The sequence below is a fragment of the Actinomadura montaniterrae genome (assembly GCF_008923365.1).
GTDB lineage: Bacteria > Actinomycetota > Actinomycetes > Streptosporangiales > Streptosporangiaceae > Spirillospora > Spirillospora montaniterrae.
The window spans coordinates 36,045-56,165 of sequence record NZ_WBMR01000005.1; the positions used below are offsets into that span (position 1 = coordinate 36,045).

Below are 20,121 nucleotides of genomic sequence, written 5' to 3' on the forward strand. Positions count from 1 at the left end.
TCCGGCGGGCCCGCGGGGGACATGCGGCGCGGGCCCGCCGGACGCTCGGTGCTACTGGTTGAGCAGCTCGTTGGCCTGCTCGTTGGCCTTCTTCATCTCGTCGTCGGCCGACTTGCCCTGCATGATCGCCTTCACCGCGTTCGGCAGCACCTTCTTGGACTGCTCGAAGTCGCCCCAGCCGGCGCTGATCGGGGTGAACTTGGTGTTGGTCGCGATCTGCGTGAACGGCGCCAGCGCCGGGTCGGAGAACTGGACGTCCGACCGCATCGACGAGAAGCCGCTGATGTCGGCCCACTTCTTGGCGTTCGCGGCGTTGTTGAGGATCGTGATGTAGTCGAACGCGGCCTTCTTGGCCTTGCTGTCCTTCCAGACGGCGAGGTCGGAGCCGCCCGCCATGACCGGCGCGTTCCCGCCCGTCTTGGCCGGGATCGGGAAGACCGCCCACTTGTCGGCGTTCTTCGGGGAGATCTTCTTCATCTGCGCCAGCGCCCAGCTGCCGTCGATGTACATGCCGAGCTTGCCGAGCGCGAAGTCGCGCTGCGGGCCGTCCAGCTCGTTCTTGCCGACGTACTTCTCCGGCGCGACCTTCTCCTTGCTGACGAGGCCGGCGTAGAAGTTCACCGCCTCGACGGCCTGCGGCTGGTCGAGCTTGCCGGTCCACTTGCCGCCGTCCTTGACGGCGACCTCGCCGCCGTTGCCCCAGATGAAGCTGACCAGGGCGTTGGTCTGGTCGCTCGGGGCGCCGATGCCGGGCACCTTCTTGGCGTCCTGGACCTTCTTGGCGGCGGCGACCAGGTCGGCCCAGTTCGCGGGCGGCTGGATCTTCAGCTCGTCGAACCAGTCCTTGCGGTACCAGATGGCGCGGACGCCGCCGTACCACGGCACGGCGTAGGTCTTGCCGTCCGCCTGGTCGTTGGCGATGGCGGTCTTGTTCAGGGTCTTGTTGTCCGCCCAGCCCGACATCTCGTCGGTGACGTCGGCGAGGTTGCCCTGCTCGATGTGCGACTGGACGTCGGTGTTGCCGAGCTCGGTCACGTCCGGGCCCTCGCCGCCGGCGGCGGCCTTCTGGAAGGTGGTGGCGACCTGCGGCCACGGCACGTACTTGATCTGCACGGCCGTGTTCGGGTGCTTCTGCTTGAACTCCGTCTCGACGCCCTTGAGGAAGTTCGTCTGCTCGGTGGTCCCGTCGCCCATCATCCAGACCTTGAGCTGCGCCGGGTCCTTGCCCGCGCCGGAGTCGTCGTCCTTCTTGCCGTCTCCGCCGCCGCAGGCCGTGGCGGCCAGGGCGATCGCGGCCGCCGTGGCCGCAACCTTGATGTACTTCACTGGGGGTTCCTTTCCGGCATCGCCTCGCGGGGCCTTGTGGCCTGCGGTGCGAGTGGAGCACGCCCCGACCCTTTAGGGTCCGGGACATGCCCCGCTCGCCGTCGCGTCGCTCGCGGGCGCCCTGCTCGCCAGTCGGCGCTCTGCACGCCCCTCCCCGGATGAGGGGTCGGTCGGCGCTTGCGGGTAAACTAACAAGAAACTTTCCTAAACAAAACCGCCCGTTAGCGGATTGAGACATCGAGGGGTACCAGCATGGCCAGACGCCCGGGAACACCGCGGCTGCTGCGTGAGCTGAACGACCGCGCGGCGCTGGACCTGCTCGTCGAGCACGGCCCGCTGACGCGCGCGCAGATCGGCGAGCACACCGGGCTCTCCAAGGTCACCGCCTCCCAACTGCTGTCCCGGCTCGAGGAGCGCGGACTGGTGGCGGTCGTCGGGGAACAGGCCGGGGGCCGCGGGCCGAACGCCGCCCTGTACGCCGTGGTGCCGTCGAGCGCCTACGTCGCGGGTCTGGAGGTGGGGCCGGACGGTGTCACCGCGGGCGTCGCCGACATCACCGGACGCATGGTCGCCCAGGTTACCGTCGATCCGAACGGCGCTGACGAGCCCGTCAAGATGGTCCACAACGCGGTTGTCAAGGCGTGCCGCTCCGCCAAGGTCGCGCTGAACCGGCTGAGCGCCTTCGTCATCGGCACCCCCGGCGTCGTCGACCCGCGCTCCGGCGACGTGCAGTTCTCCTTCGACCTTCCCGCCTGGCACGAGGGCGTGCTCGCCGCCCTGCGCACCGACCTGCGCCGTCCGGTGACGATCGAGAACGACGTGAACCTCGCCGCGGTCGCCGAGCGCGCCTACGGCGCCGCGCGCGACACCGACGACTTCGCGCTGATGTGGTTCGACCGCGGCATGGGCCTTTCGGTGATGCTCGGCGGCCGGCTGCACCGCGGCCGGTCCGGCGGCGCGGGGGAGATCGGGTACCTGCCCGTCCCGGGGGCGCCGCTGCCGCTGAGCACCGCCCGCCGTGTCCCCGAGGAGGAGGGCGGCGTCACCGAGTCGACCTCGTGGGGCATCCCGACCCTCGCCGGCGGCTACGGCGCCCTGGTCGGCGCGGACGGGGTCCGCGCCCTCGCGCACGAGCACGGCATCACCGAGGCGACCGCGGTGGAGTGCGTCCAGGCGGCGGCGGCCGACGAGTCCCGCGGCGGGGCGTTCCTGGACGAGCTCGCCAACCGGTTCTCCTACGGCGTGACCTCGGTCAACATCGTCCTGGACCCGGGGCTGGTGGTGCTGTCGGGCAGCCTCGGACGGGCCGGCGGGGCGCCCCTCGCCACCCGCATCGAACGGGCCGTGGGGCGGATCAGCCCCACCCGTCCCACCGTCGCGGTGACGGAGGTGGAGGGCAACCCGGTGCTGCGCGGCGCCCTGCACGCCGCCCTGGAGCGCGCCCGCGACGAGGTCTTCTCCGCGGGCGAGGACTGACCCCGCCCCGCGCCGCGCCGGACCCGGCCGGGCGGCGGGACCTCATGTGGGCATGGCGAAGCGCCCCCGCCTGAAACGGGGGCGCTCACTCGTGTCCGGTCACCCGGCGCGCGCCGGGTGACCGGTCGGTTCTTACTTCCCCTGCGCGGCGACGGCCGCGGGCTGGTCATGGCGCCGCGGGTCGTTGAGCGCGCGGTCGATGACCGTCTGGCTGATGATCTGGCGCTTGCGCCGCTGCGCGGCGGCCCACCGTGCCGTAGGTGTCATGGCGAAACCCCGTTCCGCGGTGACGCTCTCCCCGTGGCCACCGCAACCCCGTAATGACTTCATGGTCTCAAACAAGGGGCTCGCGGGGATCCATCTTGGGGATGAATTCGAGGTCAGACCTCGTGCGGAGACCTCCCGGAGATCTTCCGGAGACCTTCCGCGGTGATCATGTGGAACGAGGGATCCGACCCGGCCGTTGGGGGGACCGTGACCGAGCCATCGAGGGGGCGTTATGGCGCTGCGTGACCGATTCCGGCGGCTCGTCCAGAAGCCCGGAAGCGTCGACCTCGCACCCTTCCGCGCCGTCGCCGAGGAGGCCGGACGGCGCGAGGAGCGGGTGCGCGGCCTCACCGACGCGGAGCTGACCGCCGCCGCGTCCGCCCCGGACCTGATCGCCGACCTGCCGGAGTTCTGCGCGGTCGGCCGCGAGGCCGCCCGCCGCGCGATCGGCGAGCGGCCCTTCGACGTCCAGCTCACCGGCACCCTGGCGCTGCTCGCCGGGCACGTCGCCGAGATGGCCACCGGCGAGGGCAAGACCCTCGCCGGCGCCCTCGCCGCCGCCGGATACGCGCTGCGCGGCGAACGCGTCCACGTCATGTCGGTGAACGACTACCTCGCCCGCCGCGACGCCGCCTGGATGGGACCGCTCTACGCCATGCTCGGGGTGACGGCCGCCTCGATCGGCCAGTCCTCCACGCCCGACGAACGGCGCGCCGCGTACCGCGCCGACGTCGTGTACGGGCCCGTCAGCGAGATCGGCTTCGACCTGCTCCGCGACCGCCTCGTCACCGACCCCGCCGACGCCGTGCAGGCCGCGGCGTCCGTCGCGCTGATCGATGAGGCCGACTCGGTGCTGGTGGACGAGGCGATGGTCCCGCTGGTGCTGGCCGGCGCCGCCGACCGCGACCCCGCCGACCCCCGGTACGCCGACCTCGTCCGGCGGCTGCGGCCCGGCCTGCACTACGCCACCGACGAGGAGGCCCGCAACGTCCAGCTAACCGCGGCGGGCACCCGCGAGGTCGAGCGCGTCCTCGGCCTCGACCTGTACGCCCCCGAGAACCTCGCGACCCTGACCGCCGTGAACGTCGCGCTGCACGCCGAGGTGCTGCTGCACCGCGACGTCGACTACATCGTCCGCGACGGCGCCGTGAAGCTGATCAGCGAGTCGCGCGGCCGGGTCGCGCTGCTCCAGCGCTGGCCGGACGGCCTGCAGGCGGCCGTCGAGGCGAAGGAGGAGCTGGCGGCGTCGCCGTCCGGGGAGATCCTCGACTCGATCACCGTGCAGGAGCTGGTCGGCCGCTACCCGGTCCGCTGCGGGATGACCGGCACCGCGATGGCCGTCGCGGGGCAGCTCACCGAGTTCTACGGGCTGCAGATCGCCGTCGTCCCGCCGAACCGGCCCTGCGTCCGCGACGACGAGCCCGACCGCCTGTACGCCACCACCGCCGACAAGGAGGTCGCGGTCGTCGAGGAGATCGTCGCGGCGCACGCCGCCGGGCGGCCCGTCCTCGTCGGCACCGGCGACGTCGCCGAGTCCGAGCGGCTCGCCCGCCGGCTCGTCCGCGCGGGCGTCGACCCCGTCGTCCTCAACGCCAAGAACGACGCCGAGGAGGCCGCGATCATCGCCGAGGCCGGCGCGCCCGGCGCGGTCACCGTCTCCACCCAGATGGCGGGCCGCGGCACCGACATCCGGCTCGGCGGCGGCCCCGGCGTACCCGTCCCCGGCACCGCGCCCGCCGACCGGGACGCGGCGCGCCGCGACCAGGTCGCCGACGCGGGCGGCCTGCTCGTGATCGGCACCGGCCGCTACCACAGCAGCCGCCTGGACGACCAGCTCCGCGGCCGCGCCGGCCGCCAGGGCGACCCCGGCGGGTCGGTGTTCTTCACCAGCCTCCAGGACGACCTCGTCACCCGCTACGCGCCCGACGAGACCTACAAGGGGCCCGCCGCGGACGACGGCCGCGTCGACGACAAGGGCGCGCACTGGATCGTCGGCCACGCCCAGCGCGTCGCCGAGGGCGTCGACCTCGAACTGCACCGCAACACCTGGCGCTACAACCAGCTGATCGGGCTGCAGCGCCGCGAGGTGCTCACCGAGCGCGACGCCGTCCTGACCGGCGACGCCGCCGACAAGGCCATGGCCGCCGACGCCCCCGGAAAGCACGCCGAGCTGGTGAAGATCGCCGGTGCGGACGCGGTCGCGGAGGCCGCCCGGCAGGTCGTCCTCTACCAGCTGGACCGCTGCTGGGCCGAGCACCTGGCCTTCCTCGCCGACCTGCGCGAGGGCATCCACCTGCGCTCCCTCGGCCGCGGCCTGGACCCGCTGGTCGAGTTCAACCGGGAGGCCGTCCCGGCGGGCAAGCGCCTCCTCGGCGACGCCCGGCGGCGGGCGGCGGCCGCGTTCGCGGACCTCACCGCGACCGAGGCCGGCGTCGACCTCGACGCCGCCGGCCTCAAGCGGCCGTCCGCGACCTGGACGTACCTCGTCCACGACAACCCGTTCGGCTCCCTCGACGAGCGCGCCCTCCGCGGCCTGATCTCCATGTTCAAGGGCCGCCGCTGAACCCCCGTCACGCGCGCAGGCGCAGGCCCCGGGGGGTGGGGTGGAAGCCCGCCGACTCCAGCGCGGCGGCGAGCGGCGAGTCGTTGATCGCCGCGCCGTCGGCGCGCTCGACGGTCAGCTTGCCGAGCGCGCCCTCGCGCACGGCGAGCGCGAGCGCGTCGACCGCGGGCTGCAGCACGTCCGGGTCGTCGTCCCAGGTCAGCAGCGTCTTGCCGCCGCGCTCCACGTAGAGGACGAGGCGCCCCTCGACCAGCACGACGAGGGCGCCCGCCTTGCGGCCCGGCTTGTGGCCGCTCGCGACCTCGTCGTCGCGGCCGGGCCACGGCAGCGCGGCGCCGTACGGGTTCGCGGGGTCGGCGGCGGCGAGCACCAGCGCCCGGACGTCCGGTTTGCGGGGCGTCTCCCAGAGCGCGGAGATGTCGTCGGGCGCCGCGGCCGCCGGACGCAGCGCGCGGAGCCGGTCGACCGCCCCGGGCAGCGCGAACTGCGCGGCGCCCAGGCCCTCGACGAAGTACCCGCGCCGGCACCGGCCGCTCTCCTCGAACGCGCGCAGCACCGGGTACACCGCGGAGAACCCGCCGGGCGTGCGCTCGGCCGCCACCGCGCCCCGGATGACGATGCCGTACCGCTCCAGCAGCGCCTCCGCCAGCGCGTGCGAGCGCAGCGTCGCGGTGGTCTCGCGCCCCGGCAGCGGCCACCAGCGGCCCGCGACCGTCGGCGGGCCCGTCCTGGACGGCAGGACGGGACGGCCGCGCCGGGTCGTCCGCGACCGGTGCGTGGGCCGGCCCGAGCCGAGCGCCGCCCGCAGCGGGGCGAGGGTGTCGTTGGTCAGGTGCCCCGCCCAGACCAGGTCCCACACGGCCGTGGCGAGGTCGGCGTCGGAGGTGGTGACCTGCGCGTTCACCCGGTCGGAGAGGGTGCGGAAGAACAGCGCGCCGCCGCCGTCGAGGGCGTCCAGCACGGCCTGGTGCGCGGGCGTGAGGGTGATCTCCGCGGGCTCCGGCATGAGCAGCGGCGCGGTGTCGGCCAGGTACAGCGCGACCCAGCCGTCGCCGCCGGGCAGCCCGCCCTGACCCGCCCAGACCACCTCGCCGGCGGACGTCAGCTCGTCCAGCATGGCGGGGGAGTAGCCCGCGACCCGCGACGGCAGCACCAGCGACTCCAGCGCCGACGCCGGGACCGCCGCGCCCTGGAGCTGCTCGATCGCCTGGACGAGCGCGTCGATGCCGCGCAGCCGCGACCCGCCCGCGATGCCGTGCCAGACGGGCAGGAACCGGCCGAGCGACTCCGGCGGCGACGGCTCCACCTCGGCGCGCAGCCGCGCCAGCGACCGGCGCCGCAGCGTCCGCAGCACCCCGGTGTCGCACCATTCGCTGGTCAGCGGGCCCGCGACGGCCTCGACGGGCAGGAACTCGCCCTCGACGACCCGGCCCGCGCCCGCCAGCCGGCGGAGCGTCTCGGCGACCACGGCCGCGCCGAGCCCGAAGCGCACCGCGACCTCGCCGGTCCGGAACGGCCCGTGTGTGCGCGCGTAGCGGGACACCAGGTCGCCGAGCGGGTCGTCCACTGGTTCCAGGAACGCCTCGGGGACGCCGACGGGCAGCGGCGCGCCGAGCGCGTCCCGGAGCCGCGCCGCGTCCTCGATCGCGGCCCACCGCTCCTCCCCGGCGACGCGGACGCGGATCGCCCGGCGGGTGGCCTCGAGCTCCTCCAGCCACCGCGACGCGTGGACAAGAACGTCCGGCGCCGCGGCGTCGGCATCGAGGGGGCCGGGTTCGCGATCCGGATCCGGGGCGGTGTCGGGTGCCAGGGTCGTTCGCAGAGCGACCTCGGTGGTCGTGAGCGGGCCGAGGGTGCGCAGCAGGTCGGCGACGCCTTCGAGGTCGCGGGCGCGGCGGTCGGGCGCCAGGCGCTGGAGTTCGCGCTCGATGTCGGCGACGGCGTCCGGGTCGAGCAGCTCGCGCAGGTCGGCCTGGCCGAGCAGCTCGGCGAGCAGCGCCGAGTCGAGCGCCAGCGCCTGGGCGCGGCGCTCCGCCAGCGGCGAGTCGCCCTCGTACATGAACGCGCCGACGTAGTGGAACAGCAGGGAGCGCGCGTAGGGCGACGGCTCGGGCGTCTCCACCTCGACGAGCCGGACCTTGCGGCCGGACATGTCGCGCATCAGCTGCACGAGGCCCGGGACGTCGAACACGTCCTGCAGGCACTCGCGCATCGTCTCCAGCGTGATCGGGAACGACGGGTACTTGCTCGCGACCGCCAGCAGTTGCGCGGCGCGCTGGCGCTGCTGCCACAGCGGCATCCGCTTGTCGGGGCGGCGGCGCGGCAGCAGCAGGGAGCGCGCGGCGCACTCGCGGAACCGCGCCGCGAACAGCGCGGAGCCGCCCAGCTCGTCCACCACGATCCGCTCGATGTCGTCGGCGTCGAACACCGCGAGGTCGAGGCTCGGGGGCTCGTCCATGTCGGGGATGCGGATGACGATGCCGTCGTCGGCGTGCATGGCCTGCGCGTCGACGCCGTACCGTTCGCGCAGCCGGCCCGCGATGGCCAGCGCCCACGGGGCGTGCACGCGCGCGCCCAGCGGAGAGTGGACGACCATACGCCAGTCGCCGAGCTCGTCGCGGAACCGTTCGACGACCATCGTGCGGTCGTCGGGGACGTGCCCGGTGGCCTCCCGCTGCTCGCCCAGGTACGACACGAGGTTCCCGGCGGCCCAGGCGTCCAGCCCGGCGGACGTGACGCGCTCGTGGGCCTCCTCGGCGGGCAGCCCCGCCAGCTCGCGGGTGAACGCGCCCAGCGCGCGCCCCAGCTCGGCGGGGCGGCCGAGCGCGTCGCCGTGCCAGAAGGGCAGCTTGCCGGGCTGCCCAGGCGCGGGCGAGACCAGGACGCGGTCGGGGGTGATGTCCTCGATCCGCCACGAGCTTGCGCCCAGGACGAACACGTCGCCCACCCGCGACTCGTAGACCATCTCCTCGTCGAGCTCGCCTACCCGGGACGACTTCTCCCCGACGAGGAACACACCGAACAGGCCGCGGTCGGGGATGGTGCCGCCGCTGGTCACGGCGAGGCGCTGCGCGCCCGGCCGGTCGTGCAGGACGCCGGTGACGCGGTCCCAGACCAGGCGCGGGCGCAGCTCCCCGAACTCGTCGCTGGGATAGCGCCCGGCGAGCATGTCGAGGGTCGCCTCCAGCGCCGACCTCGGCAGCGTCGCGTACGGGGCGGCGCGCTTGACGAGGGACTCCAGGTCGTCGACGGTCCACTCGTCCATGGAGACCATCGCGACGATCTGCTGCGCGAGCACGTCGAGGGGGTTGCGCGGGTAGTGCAGCTCCTCGATCTCGCCGCCGCGCATCCGCTCGGCCACCACGGCCGTCTGGACGAGGTCGCCGCGGTACTTGGGGAAGATGACGCCCTTGGACACCGCGCCGACCTGGTGCCCGGCGCGGCCGACCCGCTGCAGGCCGCTCGCCACCGACGGCGGCGACTCCACCTGGACGACCAGGTCGACCGCGCCCATGTCGATGCCCAGCTCCAGGCTGGACGTGGCGACGACCGCCGGGAGGCGGCCCTCCTTGAGCGCGTTCTCGATCCCGGCCCGCTCCTCCTTGGAGACGGACCCGTGGTGCGCGCGCGCGATCTCCTGCGGCGCGCCCCGGGCCGAGCCCGCCTCGGCCATCAGCTCGGCGGGGGAGTGGTTCTCCGGGAGAGGCTCGCCCGTCACGCGCTCATAGGCGAGCTCGTTGAGGCGGCCGCAGAGCCGTTCGGCCAGGCGCCGCGAGTTGGCGAACACCAGCGTCGAGCGGTGCGCCTGGATCAGGTCGAGGAGCCGGTCCTCCACGTGGGGCCAGATGCTGCGCTGCCGCGGGTCGGCCGTGCCGGACTCCGCGACGAACTGCCCCACCTCGCCCATGTCCTCGACGGGGACGACGATGTCGAGGTCGAACACCTTGTCCGAGCCCGGCTGCACGACCGACGCGGGCCGCGTCCCGCCGAGGAACGCCGCGACCTCCTCCGGCGGGCGCACGGTCGCCGACAGGCCGATCCGCTGGGCGGGCCGCTCCAGCAGGGCGTCCAGCCGCTCCAGGGACAGCGCCAGGTGCGCGCCGCGCTTGGTGCCCGCGACGGCGTGCACCTCGTCGACGATCACCGTCTCGACGCCGCGCAGCGACTCGCGGGCGCGCGAGGTGAGGATCAGGAACAGCGACTCCGGCGTGGTGATCAGGATGTCGGGCGGCTTCACGGCGAGCCGGCGGCGCTCGTCGGCCGGGGTGTCGCCCGACCGCATCCCGACCCGGACGTCGGGTTCGGGCAGGCCGAGCCGGCGGGCGGCGTGCCGGATGCCGGTGAGCGGTGCGCGCAGGTTGCGCTCCACGTCCACGGCCAGGGCCTTCAGCGGTGAGACGTACAGGACGCGGCAGCGGCGCAGCGGATCGGGCTTCGCCGCGGCGTCGGGCTCCCCGGGGCCCGGCGAGCCCGTGCTCGGCCGGGCCGCGGTGAGGCGGTCCAGCGACCACAGGAACGCGGCCAGGGTCTTGCCGGACCCGGTCGGCGCCACGACCAGGGTGTTGTCGCCGCCGGCGATCGACTCCCACGCCCCCGCCTGCGCGGGGGTGGGCGCGGCGAACGCCCCGGTGAACCATTCGCGGGTCGCCGGGGAGAAGCGTTCGAGCACGTCACCGCCCATGGCGCCATACTGCCTCGCGGGTCCGACAGAATGCGAAGGCGTGGCGCGCGTCACGTTGTAAGCAAGCGCTTGTATGGGCATGGTCTACCGGTAGGACGCATGCCGCCGAGAAGACTGCTGAGAGTCGCGATGCCCTACCTGCTGCTCGCCTTCGGGATCATCTTCGCCCTTCTGGCGGCCAACGCGCACGCCCCCAGGCGCAGCGCCCTCCTGCTGGTACCGAGCTTCTTCTCCGGCTGGCTCACCATCGAGATGGCCCCGCACCTGCTCGTCACCGAGATCGCCGCGCTCGCCCTCACCGCCGCGTACGGCGGGCTGGACGGCTGGGCCGGCTGGGCGGGCCTCGTCCTCGGCGTCCTCGCCGCCGCCGGGACCGCCGCCATCATCCTGGCGTCCCGCCGCACCGTCGTCACGCTCCGGGAGAGCGGAGCCCCCCTCGACCTCGACCCGGACGGCGCACCGCGCTTCCCGCTGGCGCCCCTGTTCGTCCCGCCCCTGTGCCTGATCCCGCGCAAGGGCGTGAAGGTGCAGCGCAACGTCGTCTACCACCAGGACGGCCGGCTCCGCCTGAAGCTGGACGTCTACAGCCCGGCGAAGGACGGCCCCGCCGACGGGCTGCGGCCGGGGCTCATGCAGATCCACGGCGGCGCATGGGTCATCGGCGACAAGCGCGAACAAGGGCTGCCCCTGCTCAACCACATGGCAGTCCAGGGATGGGTCGGATTCAACGTCAACTACCGGCTCAGCCCGCGCGCCACCTGGCCGGAGCACCTGATCGACCTCAAGCGGTTCCTGGCCTGGTACAAGGAGCACGCCGAGGAGTACGGCGCCGACCCCGACTTCCTGTGCGTGACGGGCGGCTCCGCGGGCGGCCACCTCACCGCCATGGTCGCGCTCACGGCGAACGTGCCCGACTTCCAGCCCGGCTTCGAGGACGTGGACACCACCGTCCAGGGCGCCGTCCCCTTCTACGGCGTCTACAACTTCGTGGACGCCGGCCCATGGCCCGTCCCCATGGGATCCACCCGGCTGGTGGAGAAGATGGTCGTCAAACTGCCGTTCGAGGAGAACCGCGAGGCGTACGCAAAGGCGTCACCCGTCACCTACATCCGCAAGGACGCGCCGCCCTTCTTCGTCATCCACGGAAGCCACGACTCGCTCATCCCCGTCCCGGAGGCGCGCCGCTTCGTCGAACGGCTGCGCGACGTCTCCGAGGCGCCCGTCATCTACGCCGAGATGAAGGGCGGGCAGCACGCCTTCGACGTCTTCCCCTCCTACCGGACGGCCCGCGTCGTCGAAGGCGTCGAACGCTACCTGACCGGCCTGCACCGCCAGTACCGCCAAGGGACCGGCCCCGCCGTCCCCGGCGAGGTCGCGCAGTCCTTGGACGGGCCGTCCGTCGGATAGCGTGGACGCGTGCGCCTAACAGTCTTCTGGGACCGGATGAACCAGCAATTCGGCGAGGCCTACGCCCAGAGCGTGGCCAAGGACTACGTCATGGCCGAACTGGGCGGGCGCACCATCGAGCAGGCCCTCGCGGACGGCGAGCCCGCCAAGCAGGTCTGGCAGGCCGTCGTCGCCACCTTCGACGTCCCCTCCAGGCTCCAGTAGCACCGCCGCTTCATCGCGCTACAGTTCACCGCGCTACAGCGCGATGCGGTGCGGGACGAACGACGACGTGTCATCGGTGATGAGCCCCGACGTCTCGCGGATGCCCACGCCCGCCGGCTCGTCCTCGATCACCCACGCGCCGAGCACCGGATGCTCGCCGTCGAACTCCGGCAGCGCGCAGAACTCCTGGAAGACGAAGCCCTCCGCGCCGTAGTCGCCCTGGGTCCGCTGCTCGCTGCCGTCCGGCGCGACGATCCGCATGCTCGCGCCCTCCCGGCCCAGGAGCGGCTTCTGCACGTAGGAGGTCAGGCCCGACGGCGTGTTCAGATACGTCGGCAGCAGGTTGGGATGCCCCGGGAACAGCTCCCACAGCAGCACGAGCAGCGCCTTGTTCGACAGGACCATCTTCCAGATCGGCTCTATCCAGGACGTCGGAGCACCCGGGATCTCCCGCCCGAACGGCTCCGCCACGATCCATTCCCACGGGTAGAGCTTGCAGAGCGTGCGGATCTCCTGCTCGTCCATGTCGACGAACCGGCGCCGCACCGGATCCCAGCCGATGTCCTCCATCGCGATCGCCACGCCCGGCAGGCCCGCCTCCTCGGCAGTCTCCTGCATGTAGGCGATCGTCATGACCTCCTCGCCGGTCTCGTCGTCCGTCGTCCATGCGAAGTGCGCCGGCCCGCCGCCGAGACGCGGCACGAGGTCCTTCCACCGGGCGACCATCCGCTCGTGGATGGAGTTCCACTGGTCGTCGTTCGGATACACGTCCTGCAGCCAGTACCACTGCACTACCGAACTCTCGACGAGCGCGGTCGGCGTATCGGCGTTGTACTCCAGCAGCTTGGCGGGACCATGGCCGTCGTAACGCAGGTCGAACCGCCCGTACAGGTGCGGGTCGCGCCGCCGCCACGACTCCTCGATGAGGGGCGCCACCCAGTCGGGTATGCCGAGCACGTGGTACCGGCCCGTGCTGACGACGTGCTCCACCACCTGCAGGCACATCCCGTGCAGCTCCTCGACGACCGCCTCGAGCGCCAGCACCTCGTCTATGTCGAAGACGTAGTGCACGGACTCGTCCCAGTAGGGGCGCGTCAGATGCTCGGGGTGCGCGGTCCGGTGGAACGCCAGCCCGTGCGCCTCGACCTTCTCGGCCCAGCCGTCCCTCGGCGTCGAACGCGTCCGGCGCACGGTCAGCCCCCGCTCTTGCCGCTGCCGCCGAAGCCGCCCCGGCTCAGCGTCTTCCCGCTCCCGGACTTGATCTTCCCGTCGCTCGGCCGGTACTGGCTGCCGCCCGAGACGAAACCGTTCGATCCCCGCTTGCCGCCGTAGTACCAGAAGTACCGGTTGTAGGAGCCGGTGCTTCCGTTGTCGATGTCGTCGACATCGCAGTAGCTGTCGGAGACCACCTTGTAGCCGCCCTTGCCCGACGGCGCGTTGCGGTCGACGCACCGCGCCGTGGTGGAGCTGGAACCGCAGGCGACCAGGGTCAGCGACAGGGCGCTCACCATCCCTACCTTGACGCTGCGGGAACTGAGCCGGCGACCGGGCTCCTGAGGAGGCAAGGCGAACACGTCCTTCGCAAGGGGGCTGAACAGCGGCCACAGCCTAGGGGCGGCCCAACATGGGACGGAAGAGGGCATATGCCGGTTCCGTCACGCCTCGGGCACATGCCGTGCGGAGCCCCGGCCGTACGTCAGTCCGGGACGGGCAGGTGCGCGTACAGGTCCATCGCGTCCACCGACGCGGGCAGGTCGCTGACCTGGCCGTCGCCGACCTCCACCACCCGCCACTCGCCGTCGGTGCGGCGCGCCAGATCGGTCGTGATGAAGCGGCAGCCCAGCGCCCGGACCGCGTGCGCGACCGCGTCCAGCTCCGGATCGGGCTCCACGCCCGGCGTGTCCGGATGCGGCCCCACCAGGGCGGGCTCCCCGTCCACCCACCACACGCGCGCCTCGCCCTCGCCGTCATAGGACTCGAACTCGCGCACCACCAGGCCGCCCGCCAGGTACTCGTCCTGCAGGGCGATCATCTTGGCGGCGATGTCGCGCAGCTGCGCGAGGTTCTTCACGTCCGGGACGAAGCACGCCTCGTCCCACTCGTGCTTGCGCGACTTCACGTAGTCCTTGACCACACCGGGGCCGGGCCGCAGCGGCCGGACGAGCTCGGCGAGCGCGTTCAGGTCCCCCGGATCCTGCCCGGGGGAGAGGGGGCGCCACACGCTCTGCGGTGTCAGCCCCGCGAACGTGTCGTGCCAGCCGGGCAGCTCGTGCGCGCGCGTGTAGTCGTCGGGATGCGTCAGCAGCACCGTCCCGCGCCGCTTCAGGACACCGGCCATCGCGGCGTACTCCGGGCCGGTGACCATCCAGCCGCGATACCAGACGGGACCCAGGTCCGCCGGCACCGCGCGCACCGCGGCCTCCACGTCCCCGCGCCGCAGCGCGTCGTGGTCCAGCAGCGCCGTCTCGCCGTAGTGGTCCCGCACGGCCGCGGCCTCGCGTGCATAGTGGGGGTCAACGCGCCGGGGGTGGATCGGATCGACGCAGAAGAGGACGGTCAGCGTCATGATGGAACCCTCCGTTGACGGCGCCAGCGTACGGGGTCCGGACCAAGGCGCGCACGGTGATTCCCACCCGAATCGGCACACCGGGCGATGATCGAACGAGTGTTCGGTAAGCTGGCCCCGGCCGGTGTCGTCGTCCACAACCGCGCCCGCATCTCGAAAGTGTCGGTGGCCCGCCGTAACGTCGCCCTCGACATCGCAACCAGCGGCCGAGAGCCGACAAGTCACAACGCGAAGGACATCTCACATGGCAGCGAACGACCGGGAGAAGGCTCTCGAGACCGCACTCGCCCAGATCGAGCGGCAGTTCGGCAAGGGCTCCGTCATGCGGATGGGCGAGGAGGCGCGGGCACCGGTCGAGGTGATCCCGACCGGCGCGATCTCCCTCGACATCGCGCTCGGCATCGGCGGCCTGCCCCGCGGCCGGGTCGTCGAGGTGTACGGCCCCGAGGGCTCCGGCAAGACCTCCATCGCCCTGCACGCCGTCGCCAGCGTGCAGAAGAAGGGCGGCATCGCCGCGTTCGTCGACGCCGAGCACGCCCTCGACCCCGAGTACGCCAGCAAGCTCGGCGTCGACATCGACGCCCTGCTCGTCTCCCAGCCCGACACCGGCGAGCAGGCCCTGGAGATCACCGACATGCTGATCCGCTCCGGCGCGATCGACATCGTCGTCATCGACTCCGTCGCCGCGCTCGTCCCCCGCGCCGAGATCGAGGGCGAGATGGGCGACAGCCACGTCGGCCTGCAGGCCCGCCTCATGTCGCAGGCGCTGCGCAAGCTCACCGGCGCCATCAACCAGACCAAGACCACCGCCATCTTCATCAACCAGCTGCGCGAGAAGGTCGGCGTCATGTTCGGCTCGCCGGAGACCACCACCGGCGGCCGCGCGCTGAAGTTCTACGCCTCCGTCCGGCTGGACGTCCGCCGCATCGAGACCCTCAAGGACGGCACCGAGGCCGTCGGCAACCGCGTCCGCGTCAAGGTCGTCAAGAACAAGATGGCCCCGCCGTTCCGGGTCGCCGACTTCGACCTGCTCTACGGCCAGGGCATCAGCCGCGAGGGCGGCCTCATCGACCTCGGCGTGGAGCACGGCTTCGTCCGCAAGTCCGGCGCCTGGTACACCTACGACGGCGACCAGCTCGGCCAGGGCAAGGAGAACGCCCGCAACTTCCTCAAGGCCAACCCCGACATGGCCGACGGCATCGAGAAGAAGATCAAGGAGAAGCTCGGTATCGGGCCGAAGGTCGACAAGGAGGCCGAGCCGGCCGCCGTGCCGGTCGACGGCGCCGCCGACCCCGCCCCGGCCCCCGTCGCCGCCCCGGCCCCCGCCACCGGCCGGGCCACCGCGGCGAAGAAGGCCAAGGCGGGCAAGGCCACGGGTGATTCCTGACGGCGAATCCCCCGTTCCGGGTGACTCCTGACGAAGAGTGAGCGATGATCTCGTATGCAGGGCGGCGGCGCCCCACCGCGCACCGGCACGCCGATGCGCGGACCTTCCCCGACGGCGCCGTCGCTCTAGTTTTCTTGTATTGCCCTTGGCGGTCGGGCCTTGGGGGCCCTCCCTTCGGCGGGCAATACGTGCGATCGCTGCATCGCTCCGACTCGCCCAGGGGGCTCGCTGCGCGATCAAGTTCTCGCAAGCTCGAACTTGGCTTCGCTCGCGATCGCGACGGTCGGGGTCGTCGCGTGGCCGGGCACAAACATGCGCGTCCGTTGCGGTCCGCGGTCCTCGCTCGATCGTGAGTGCGCTGCTTCGCGGTGGCGTGTTGCGGGCGGGGCAGGTCGGCGCGTGGCTGGGCACGAACCTGCGTGTCCGTTGCGGTCCCTGATCCCTGCTCGGTCGTGAATGCGCCAGTCGAGTTCGGCGCATGGCCAGCTATGAACCACGGCGTCGGTCGCGGTGGCTGATTCTTGCTCGCTTGCGGGCGGGGTGCGGGGGCGGGTGTGGGCTTGCCTTGGGCACGGCGGCTTGGCTGGATGCGGGAGGTGAGGGGTGTGGAGGAGCGTAGGGCTGAGCGACGGCGGGGCCGCGGGGCTCGTGAGAAGGGCGGTGCGGGGTCCGGCGGGCGGGAGCCCGGGGATCCCGAGGCCGCGGCCCGGGAGGTGTGCCTGCGGCTGCTGGCGTCCTCACCGCGCACCCGCGCGCAACTCGCGGACGCCCTGCGGCGCAAGGACATCCCCGACGAGGTGGCGGAGAAGGTCCTCGGCCGGTTCACCGACGTCGGCCTCATCGACGACGAGGCGTTCGCACGGGCGTGGGTGCAGTCCCGGCATGCCGGACGGGGGCTGGCCCGGCGGGCGCTGGCCGCCGAGCTGCGCCGTCGCGGCGTCGCGGACGAGACCGTCAGCGACGCGGTGGAGGCTCTCGAACCCGACCAGGAGGAGCGGACCGCGCGCGCACTGGTCGACCGCAAGCTCCGCGGCACCAGGGGAGTCGACCCCGCCAAGCGCATGCGCCGGCTCGTCGGCATGCTCGCCCGCAAGGGCTACCCGCCGGGCCTGTCCTACCGGGTCGTCAAGGAGGCCCTCGCCGACGAGGGCACCGACCCGGACGCCTTCCCCGACGAGCCGCCGCCGTTCGACTGACCCGGCGTTCCGGTCGGGGCGACACGCCGGGAATGACGGGCAGGCTGACGGCGCGCCGTTCCTTCCCTGACTCCGGCGCCGGACGATCGGGCAGGTGGCGCGGGGTGCGGGCGGTCAGGGGAAGCGGTAAGGAAGGACTCACGCGCACGTTCGGTTAGTCCGGAATGCCCGGGGTTTGCTTGCTCATTACCTCCATGCCGCTTACCGTTACGGCAGTGAGGAGTTACTCCGCGTCTCGCGGATTGCCATACGACCGAGCACGTTCCAGCAGCTGAGAGGCATACAGGACACGTTCGTCGACCGGAACCGGCCGGAACTCCCGGGGCGCGCCCGCGGCCCGGCGGTGCCGTGTACCCGGCCGTCCGCCTGGCGCGAGTAAATCCTCGCTAGTCAGGGCCCCGATCCCGGGCGGGCCCGCGGCGAGGAAGGATCTGCCTCATGGAGAGCGTCCTGCTGGGTGCAGCGCTGCTGGTGACCCTGGTCGCTCTCGTCATCGTCATACTGTGGCGGCCCGGCGTGCCCGGGAAGGCGGCGGCGGAGATGGCCCGCGCGCAGAGCGAGGCCGACGGGATCCGGAGCCGGGCCAAGCAGGAGGCCCGGGAGGCGCGCGAGCAGGCCGAGGCGCAGGCGGACCGGATCGCCGCGTCGGCGCGCGCGGACGCCGAGGAGGAGGCCCGGGCCCTCCGGGAGGACCTGCGGACCGCCAGAGAGGATCTGGAGCGCAGGGAGACCCGGCTCGCGGAGCGGGAGCAGCGCCTGGACGGCGAGATGCGCCGGCTCCAGGAGTGGGCGGACCGGCTCGCCGAGACCAAGCGGTCCCTGGAGGCGCGCAAGAAGGAGCTCGCCGAGGTCGAGGACGAGCGCCGCAAGGTGCTGGAGCGCGCGGCCGGCCTGACCGCCGAGCAGGCCAAGGGCGAGCTCGTCGCGGCGATCGAGAACCAGGCCAAGCGGGAGGCCATCCCGATCACCCGGGAGATCGAGAACGCGGCGCGGGCGGAGGGCGACAAGCGCGCCCGCAAGATCGTGACGCTGGCGATCCAGCGGGTCGCCAGCGAGCAGACCGCCGAGTCGGTCGTGTCGGTGCTGCACCTGCCGAGCGACGAGATGAAGGGCCGGATCATCGGGCGCGAGGGCCGCAACATCCGCGCGTTCGAGACCACCACCGGCGTGAACCTCATCATCGACGACACGCCGGAGGCGGTGCTGCTGAGCTGCTTCGACCCGGTGCGCAGGGAGGTCGGGCGGCTGACCCTGGAGAAGCTCGTGCTGGACGGGCGGATCCACCCGCAGCGGATCGAGGAGGTCTACGACCGCAGCCGCAGCGACGTCGAGCAGCGGTGCGTGCGGGCCGGCGAGGACGCGCTCGTGGAGGTCGGCATCGCCGACATGCACCCGGAGCTGATCGCGCTGCTCGGCCGGCTGCGGTACCGGACGTCCTACGGGCAGAACGTGCTGAAGCACCTCATCGAGTCCGCGCACATCGCCGGGATCATGGCGAGCGAGCTGCGGCTGCCGGTGGAGGTCGCCAAGCGGTGCACGCTGCTGCACGACATCGGCAAGGCGCTCACGCACGAGGTGGAGGGCAGCCACGCGCTCATCGGGGCGGAGATAGCGCGCCGGTACGGCGAGGACGAGGACGTGGTGCACGCGATCGAGGCGCACCACAACGAGGTCGAGGTCCGCACGGTCGAGGCGGTGCTCACGCAGGCGGCGGACGCGGTGAGCGGCAGCCGCCCCGGGGCGCGCAGGGAGTCGCTGGAGGCCTACGTCAAGCGGCTGGAGCGGCTGGAGCAGATCGCCCGGGAGAAGCACGAGGGCGTGGAGAAGGTCTTCGCGATGCAGGCGGGCCGGGAGATCCGGGTGATGGTGAAGCCGGACTCGGTGGACGACATCCAGGCGCAGGTCATCGCCCGCGACATCGCCAAGCAGGTGGAGGACGAGCTGACCTATCCCGGGCAGATCCGGGTGACCGTGGTGCGCGAGTCCCGGGCGATCGAGTTCGCGCGCTGACGGGTGTGATCGTTCTCGTTGTGCGGGGGCGTGGAGATCGGTAGTTTTGCGCGATGCGCAATCGGTGGATGCGGTGGACGGCCGCGGGCGGGGCCTGCGCCGGCATCGTCGCGGCGGGGGCCGCGACGGTTTGGTACACGGAGGGCGACGCCCAGGGCCGCACGGTGGCCGACACGTCCGCGAGCATGCGGATCAGCGCGGCCGACGCCGGCGACGCGTCCCGCTACTGGACGGCGAAGCGGATGGCCGCGGCGACGCCCATCGACCGGCCGGGCGGCGCGGCGTCCGGGCGGACGCTGACCGCGCAGTCGATCGCGCAGTCCAAGGCGTTCGGCGGCGTGCCGACGATCGGCGCGCTGTTCTTCAACAACGGCCAGGGCGACCACTTCTGCACGGCGAGCGTCGTGCAGAGCTCGTCGCAGCGGCTGCTGATCACGGCCGCGCACTGCATCCACGGCGGCAAGGGCAAGCAGTACGCGACGAAGGTGGCGTTCGTCCCGAAGTACGACCAGGGGAAGCGCCCCTACGGCACGTGGACGGCCAAGATGCTGCTGGTCGACCAGCGCTGGATCACCAGCACCGACCCCGACCTGGACTTCGGGTTCATCGCGCTGAACGACCGGAGCGGCAAGACCATCCAGAAGGCGGTCGGCTACAACCGGCTCGCGATCAACCAGGGCGTCGGCAAGACGGTGAACGTGGCCGGCTACCCGAAGATCGCCTTCGACCCGCGCGACCGGCCCATCTACTGCCGGACGACGACGGCGCGGCAGTCCACGTACCAGATCCGGATGGACTGCACCGGCTTCTACGGCGGCACGAGCGGCAGCCCGTGGCTGCTGAACTACAGCTACACGACGCAGAAGGGCGACATCAACGGCGTGATCGGCGGCTTCCACGGCGGCGGCTGGACGGCGGACCGGTCGTTCTCGGCGTACTTCGACAAGGACGTCTACAACCTGCGCGCCGCCGCCGACAAGCGCGCCGCCTGACCCGCACCCGCCTGACCCGCACCCCGCCCGGCTCGCACTCGCTTGG

The 20,121-nt window shown here is 72.6% G+C and carries 14 protein-coding genes; 8 read left to right on the forward strand and 6 right to left on the reverse strand.

Going from position 1 to position 20,121, the window contains the following annotated elements; all coding sequences use genetic code 11:
- Nucleotides 1-51: 51 nt before the first annotated feature.
- Nucleotides 52-1,326, reverse strand: a complete 1,275-nt coding sequence (locus F9B16_RS03585; protein ID WP_151538363.1) for an extracellular solute-binding protein — start codon at nucleotides 1,324-1,326, stop codon at nucleotides 52-54.
- A gap of 252 nt (nucleotides 1,327-1,578) precedes the next feature.
- On the opposite strand from F9B16_RS03585, the gene F9B16_RS03590 reads away from it, so the two are divergent.
- Nucleotides 1,579-2,802 (forward strand): ROK family transcriptional regulator, encoded by a 1,224-nt coding sequence (locus F9B16_RS03590; RefSeq protein WP_151538364.1) that lies wholly within the window; start codon nucleotides 1,579-1,581, stop codon nucleotides 2,800-2,802.
- A 132-nt stretch (nucleotides 2,803-2,934) separates the two neighbouring features.
- Here F9B16_RS03590 and F9B16_RS53515 read toward each other — a convergent pair whose 3' ends face one another.
- On the reverse strand, nucleotides 2,935-3,069 hold the full coding sequence (locus F9B16_RS53515) for a hypothetical protein (RefSeq protein ID WP_264159682.1): 135 nt from the start codon (nucleotides 3,067-3,069) through the stop codon (nucleotides 2,935-2,937).
- 232 nt (nucleotides 3,070-3,301) lie between these two features.
- On the opposite strand from F9B16_RS53515, the gene secA2 reads away from it, so the two are divergent.
- A complete protein-coding gene (gene secA2 / locus F9B16_RS03595) occupies nucleotides 3,302-5,632 on the forward strand; it encodes an accessory Sec system translocase SecA2 (protein ID WP_192808607.1) in 2,331 nt (776 codons plus the stop codon).
- Between the two features lie 7 nt (nucleotides 5,633-5,639).
- On the opposite strand, the gene F9B16_RS03600 is transcribed toward secA2, so the two are convergent.
- Nucleotides 5,640-10,313: an ATP-dependent helicase gene (locus F9B16_RS03600; RefSeq protein WP_151538365.1), complete on the reverse strand. Its 4,674-nt coding sequence runs from the start codon at nucleotides 10,311-10,313 to the stop codon at nucleotides 5,640-5,642.
- Nucleotides 10,314-10,412: 99 nt separating this feature from the next.
- Here F9B16_RS03600 and F9B16_RS03605 point away from each other — a divergent pair, with 99 nt between their 5' ends.
- Together F9B16_RS03605 and F9B16_RS03610 are read left to right on the forward strand one after the other, a co-directional pair.
- On the forward strand, nucleotides 10,413-11,720 hold the full coding sequence (locus F9B16_RS03605) for an alpha/beta hydrolase (RefSeq protein WP_225991322.1): 1,308 nt from the start codon (nucleotides 10,413-10,415) through the stop codon (nucleotides 11,718-11,720).
- Nucleotides 11,721-11,729: 9 nt separating this feature from the next.
- Nucleotides 11,730-11,924 (forward strand): DUF3046 domain-containing protein, encoded by a 195-nt coding sequence (locus F9B16_RS03610; protein ID WP_151538366.1) that lies wholly within the window; start codon nucleotides 11,730-11,732, stop codon nucleotides 11,922-11,924.
- Between the two features lie 33 nt (nucleotides 11,925-11,957).
- Here F9B16_RS03610 and F9B16_RS03615 read toward each other — a convergent pair whose 3' ends face one another.
- The 3 genes from F9B16_RS03615 to F9B16_RS03625 all read right to left on the reverse strand — a co-directional run bounded on the left by F9B16_RS03615 (nucleotide 11,958) and on the right by F9B16_RS03625 (nucleotide 14,490).
- Entirely contained in the window at nucleotides 11,958-13,115 is a 1,158-nt protein-coding gene (locus F9B16_RS03615; RefSeq protein WP_151538367.1) for a glutathionylspermidine synthase family protein, read from the reverse strand.
- Nucleotides 13,116-13,117: 2 nt separating this feature from the next.
- Nucleotides 13,118-13,435: a hypothetical protein gene (locus tag F9B16_RS03620; protein ID WP_192808608.1), complete on the reverse strand. Its 318-nt coding sequence runs from the start codon at nucleotides 13,433-13,435 to the stop codon at nucleotides 13,118-13,120.
- Nucleotides 13,436-13,620: 185 nt separating this feature from the next.
- The gene (locus tag F9B16_RS03625; protein ID WP_151538368.1) at nucleotides 13,621-14,490 is read right to left on the reverse strand and encodes an ATP-grasp domain-containing protein; all 870 of its coding nucleotides are present in this window, start codon (nucleotides 14,488-14,490) and stop codon (nucleotides 13,621-13,623) included.
- Between the two features lie 244 nt (nucleotides 14,491-14,734).
- Between F9B16_RS03625 and recA the strand changes: the two genes are divergently transcribed.
- The 4 genes from recA (at nucleotide 14,735) to F9B16_RS03645 (ending at nucleotide 20,075) form a co-directional block, all read left to right on the forward strand.
- The gene (gene recA / locus F9B16_RS03630) at nucleotides 14,735-15,877 is read left to right on the forward strand and encodes a recombinase RecA (RefSeq protein ID WP_151538369.1); all 1,143 of its coding nucleotides are present in this window, start codon (nucleotides 14,735-14,737) and stop codon (nucleotides 15,875-15,877) included.
- Nucleotides 15,878-16,482: 605 nt separating this feature from the next.
- The gene (locus F9B16_RS03635; RefSeq protein WP_225991323.1) at nucleotides 16,483-17,073 is read left to right on the forward strand and encodes a regulatory protein RecX; all 591 of its coding nucleotides are present in this window, start codon (nucleotides 16,483-16,485) and stop codon (nucleotides 17,071-17,073) included.
- Between the two features lie 438 nt (nucleotides 17,074-17,511).
- Nucleotides 17,512-19,083 (forward strand): ribonuclease Y, encoded by a 1,572-nt coding sequence (gene rny / locus F9B16_RS03640; protein WP_151538371.1) that lies wholly within the window; start codon nucleotides 17,512-17,514, stop codon nucleotides 19,081-19,083.
- Nucleotides 19,084-19,136: 53 nt separating this feature from the next.
- Nucleotides 19,137-20,075 carry a trypsin-like serine peptidase gene (locus F9B16_RS03645; protein WP_151538372.1) on the forward strand — a complete coding sequence of 313 codons (939 nt, stop codon included), beginning with the start codon at nucleotides 19,137-19,139 and terminating at the stop codon, nucleotides 20,073-20,075.
- Nucleotides 20,076-20,121: the final 46 nt, after the last annotated feature.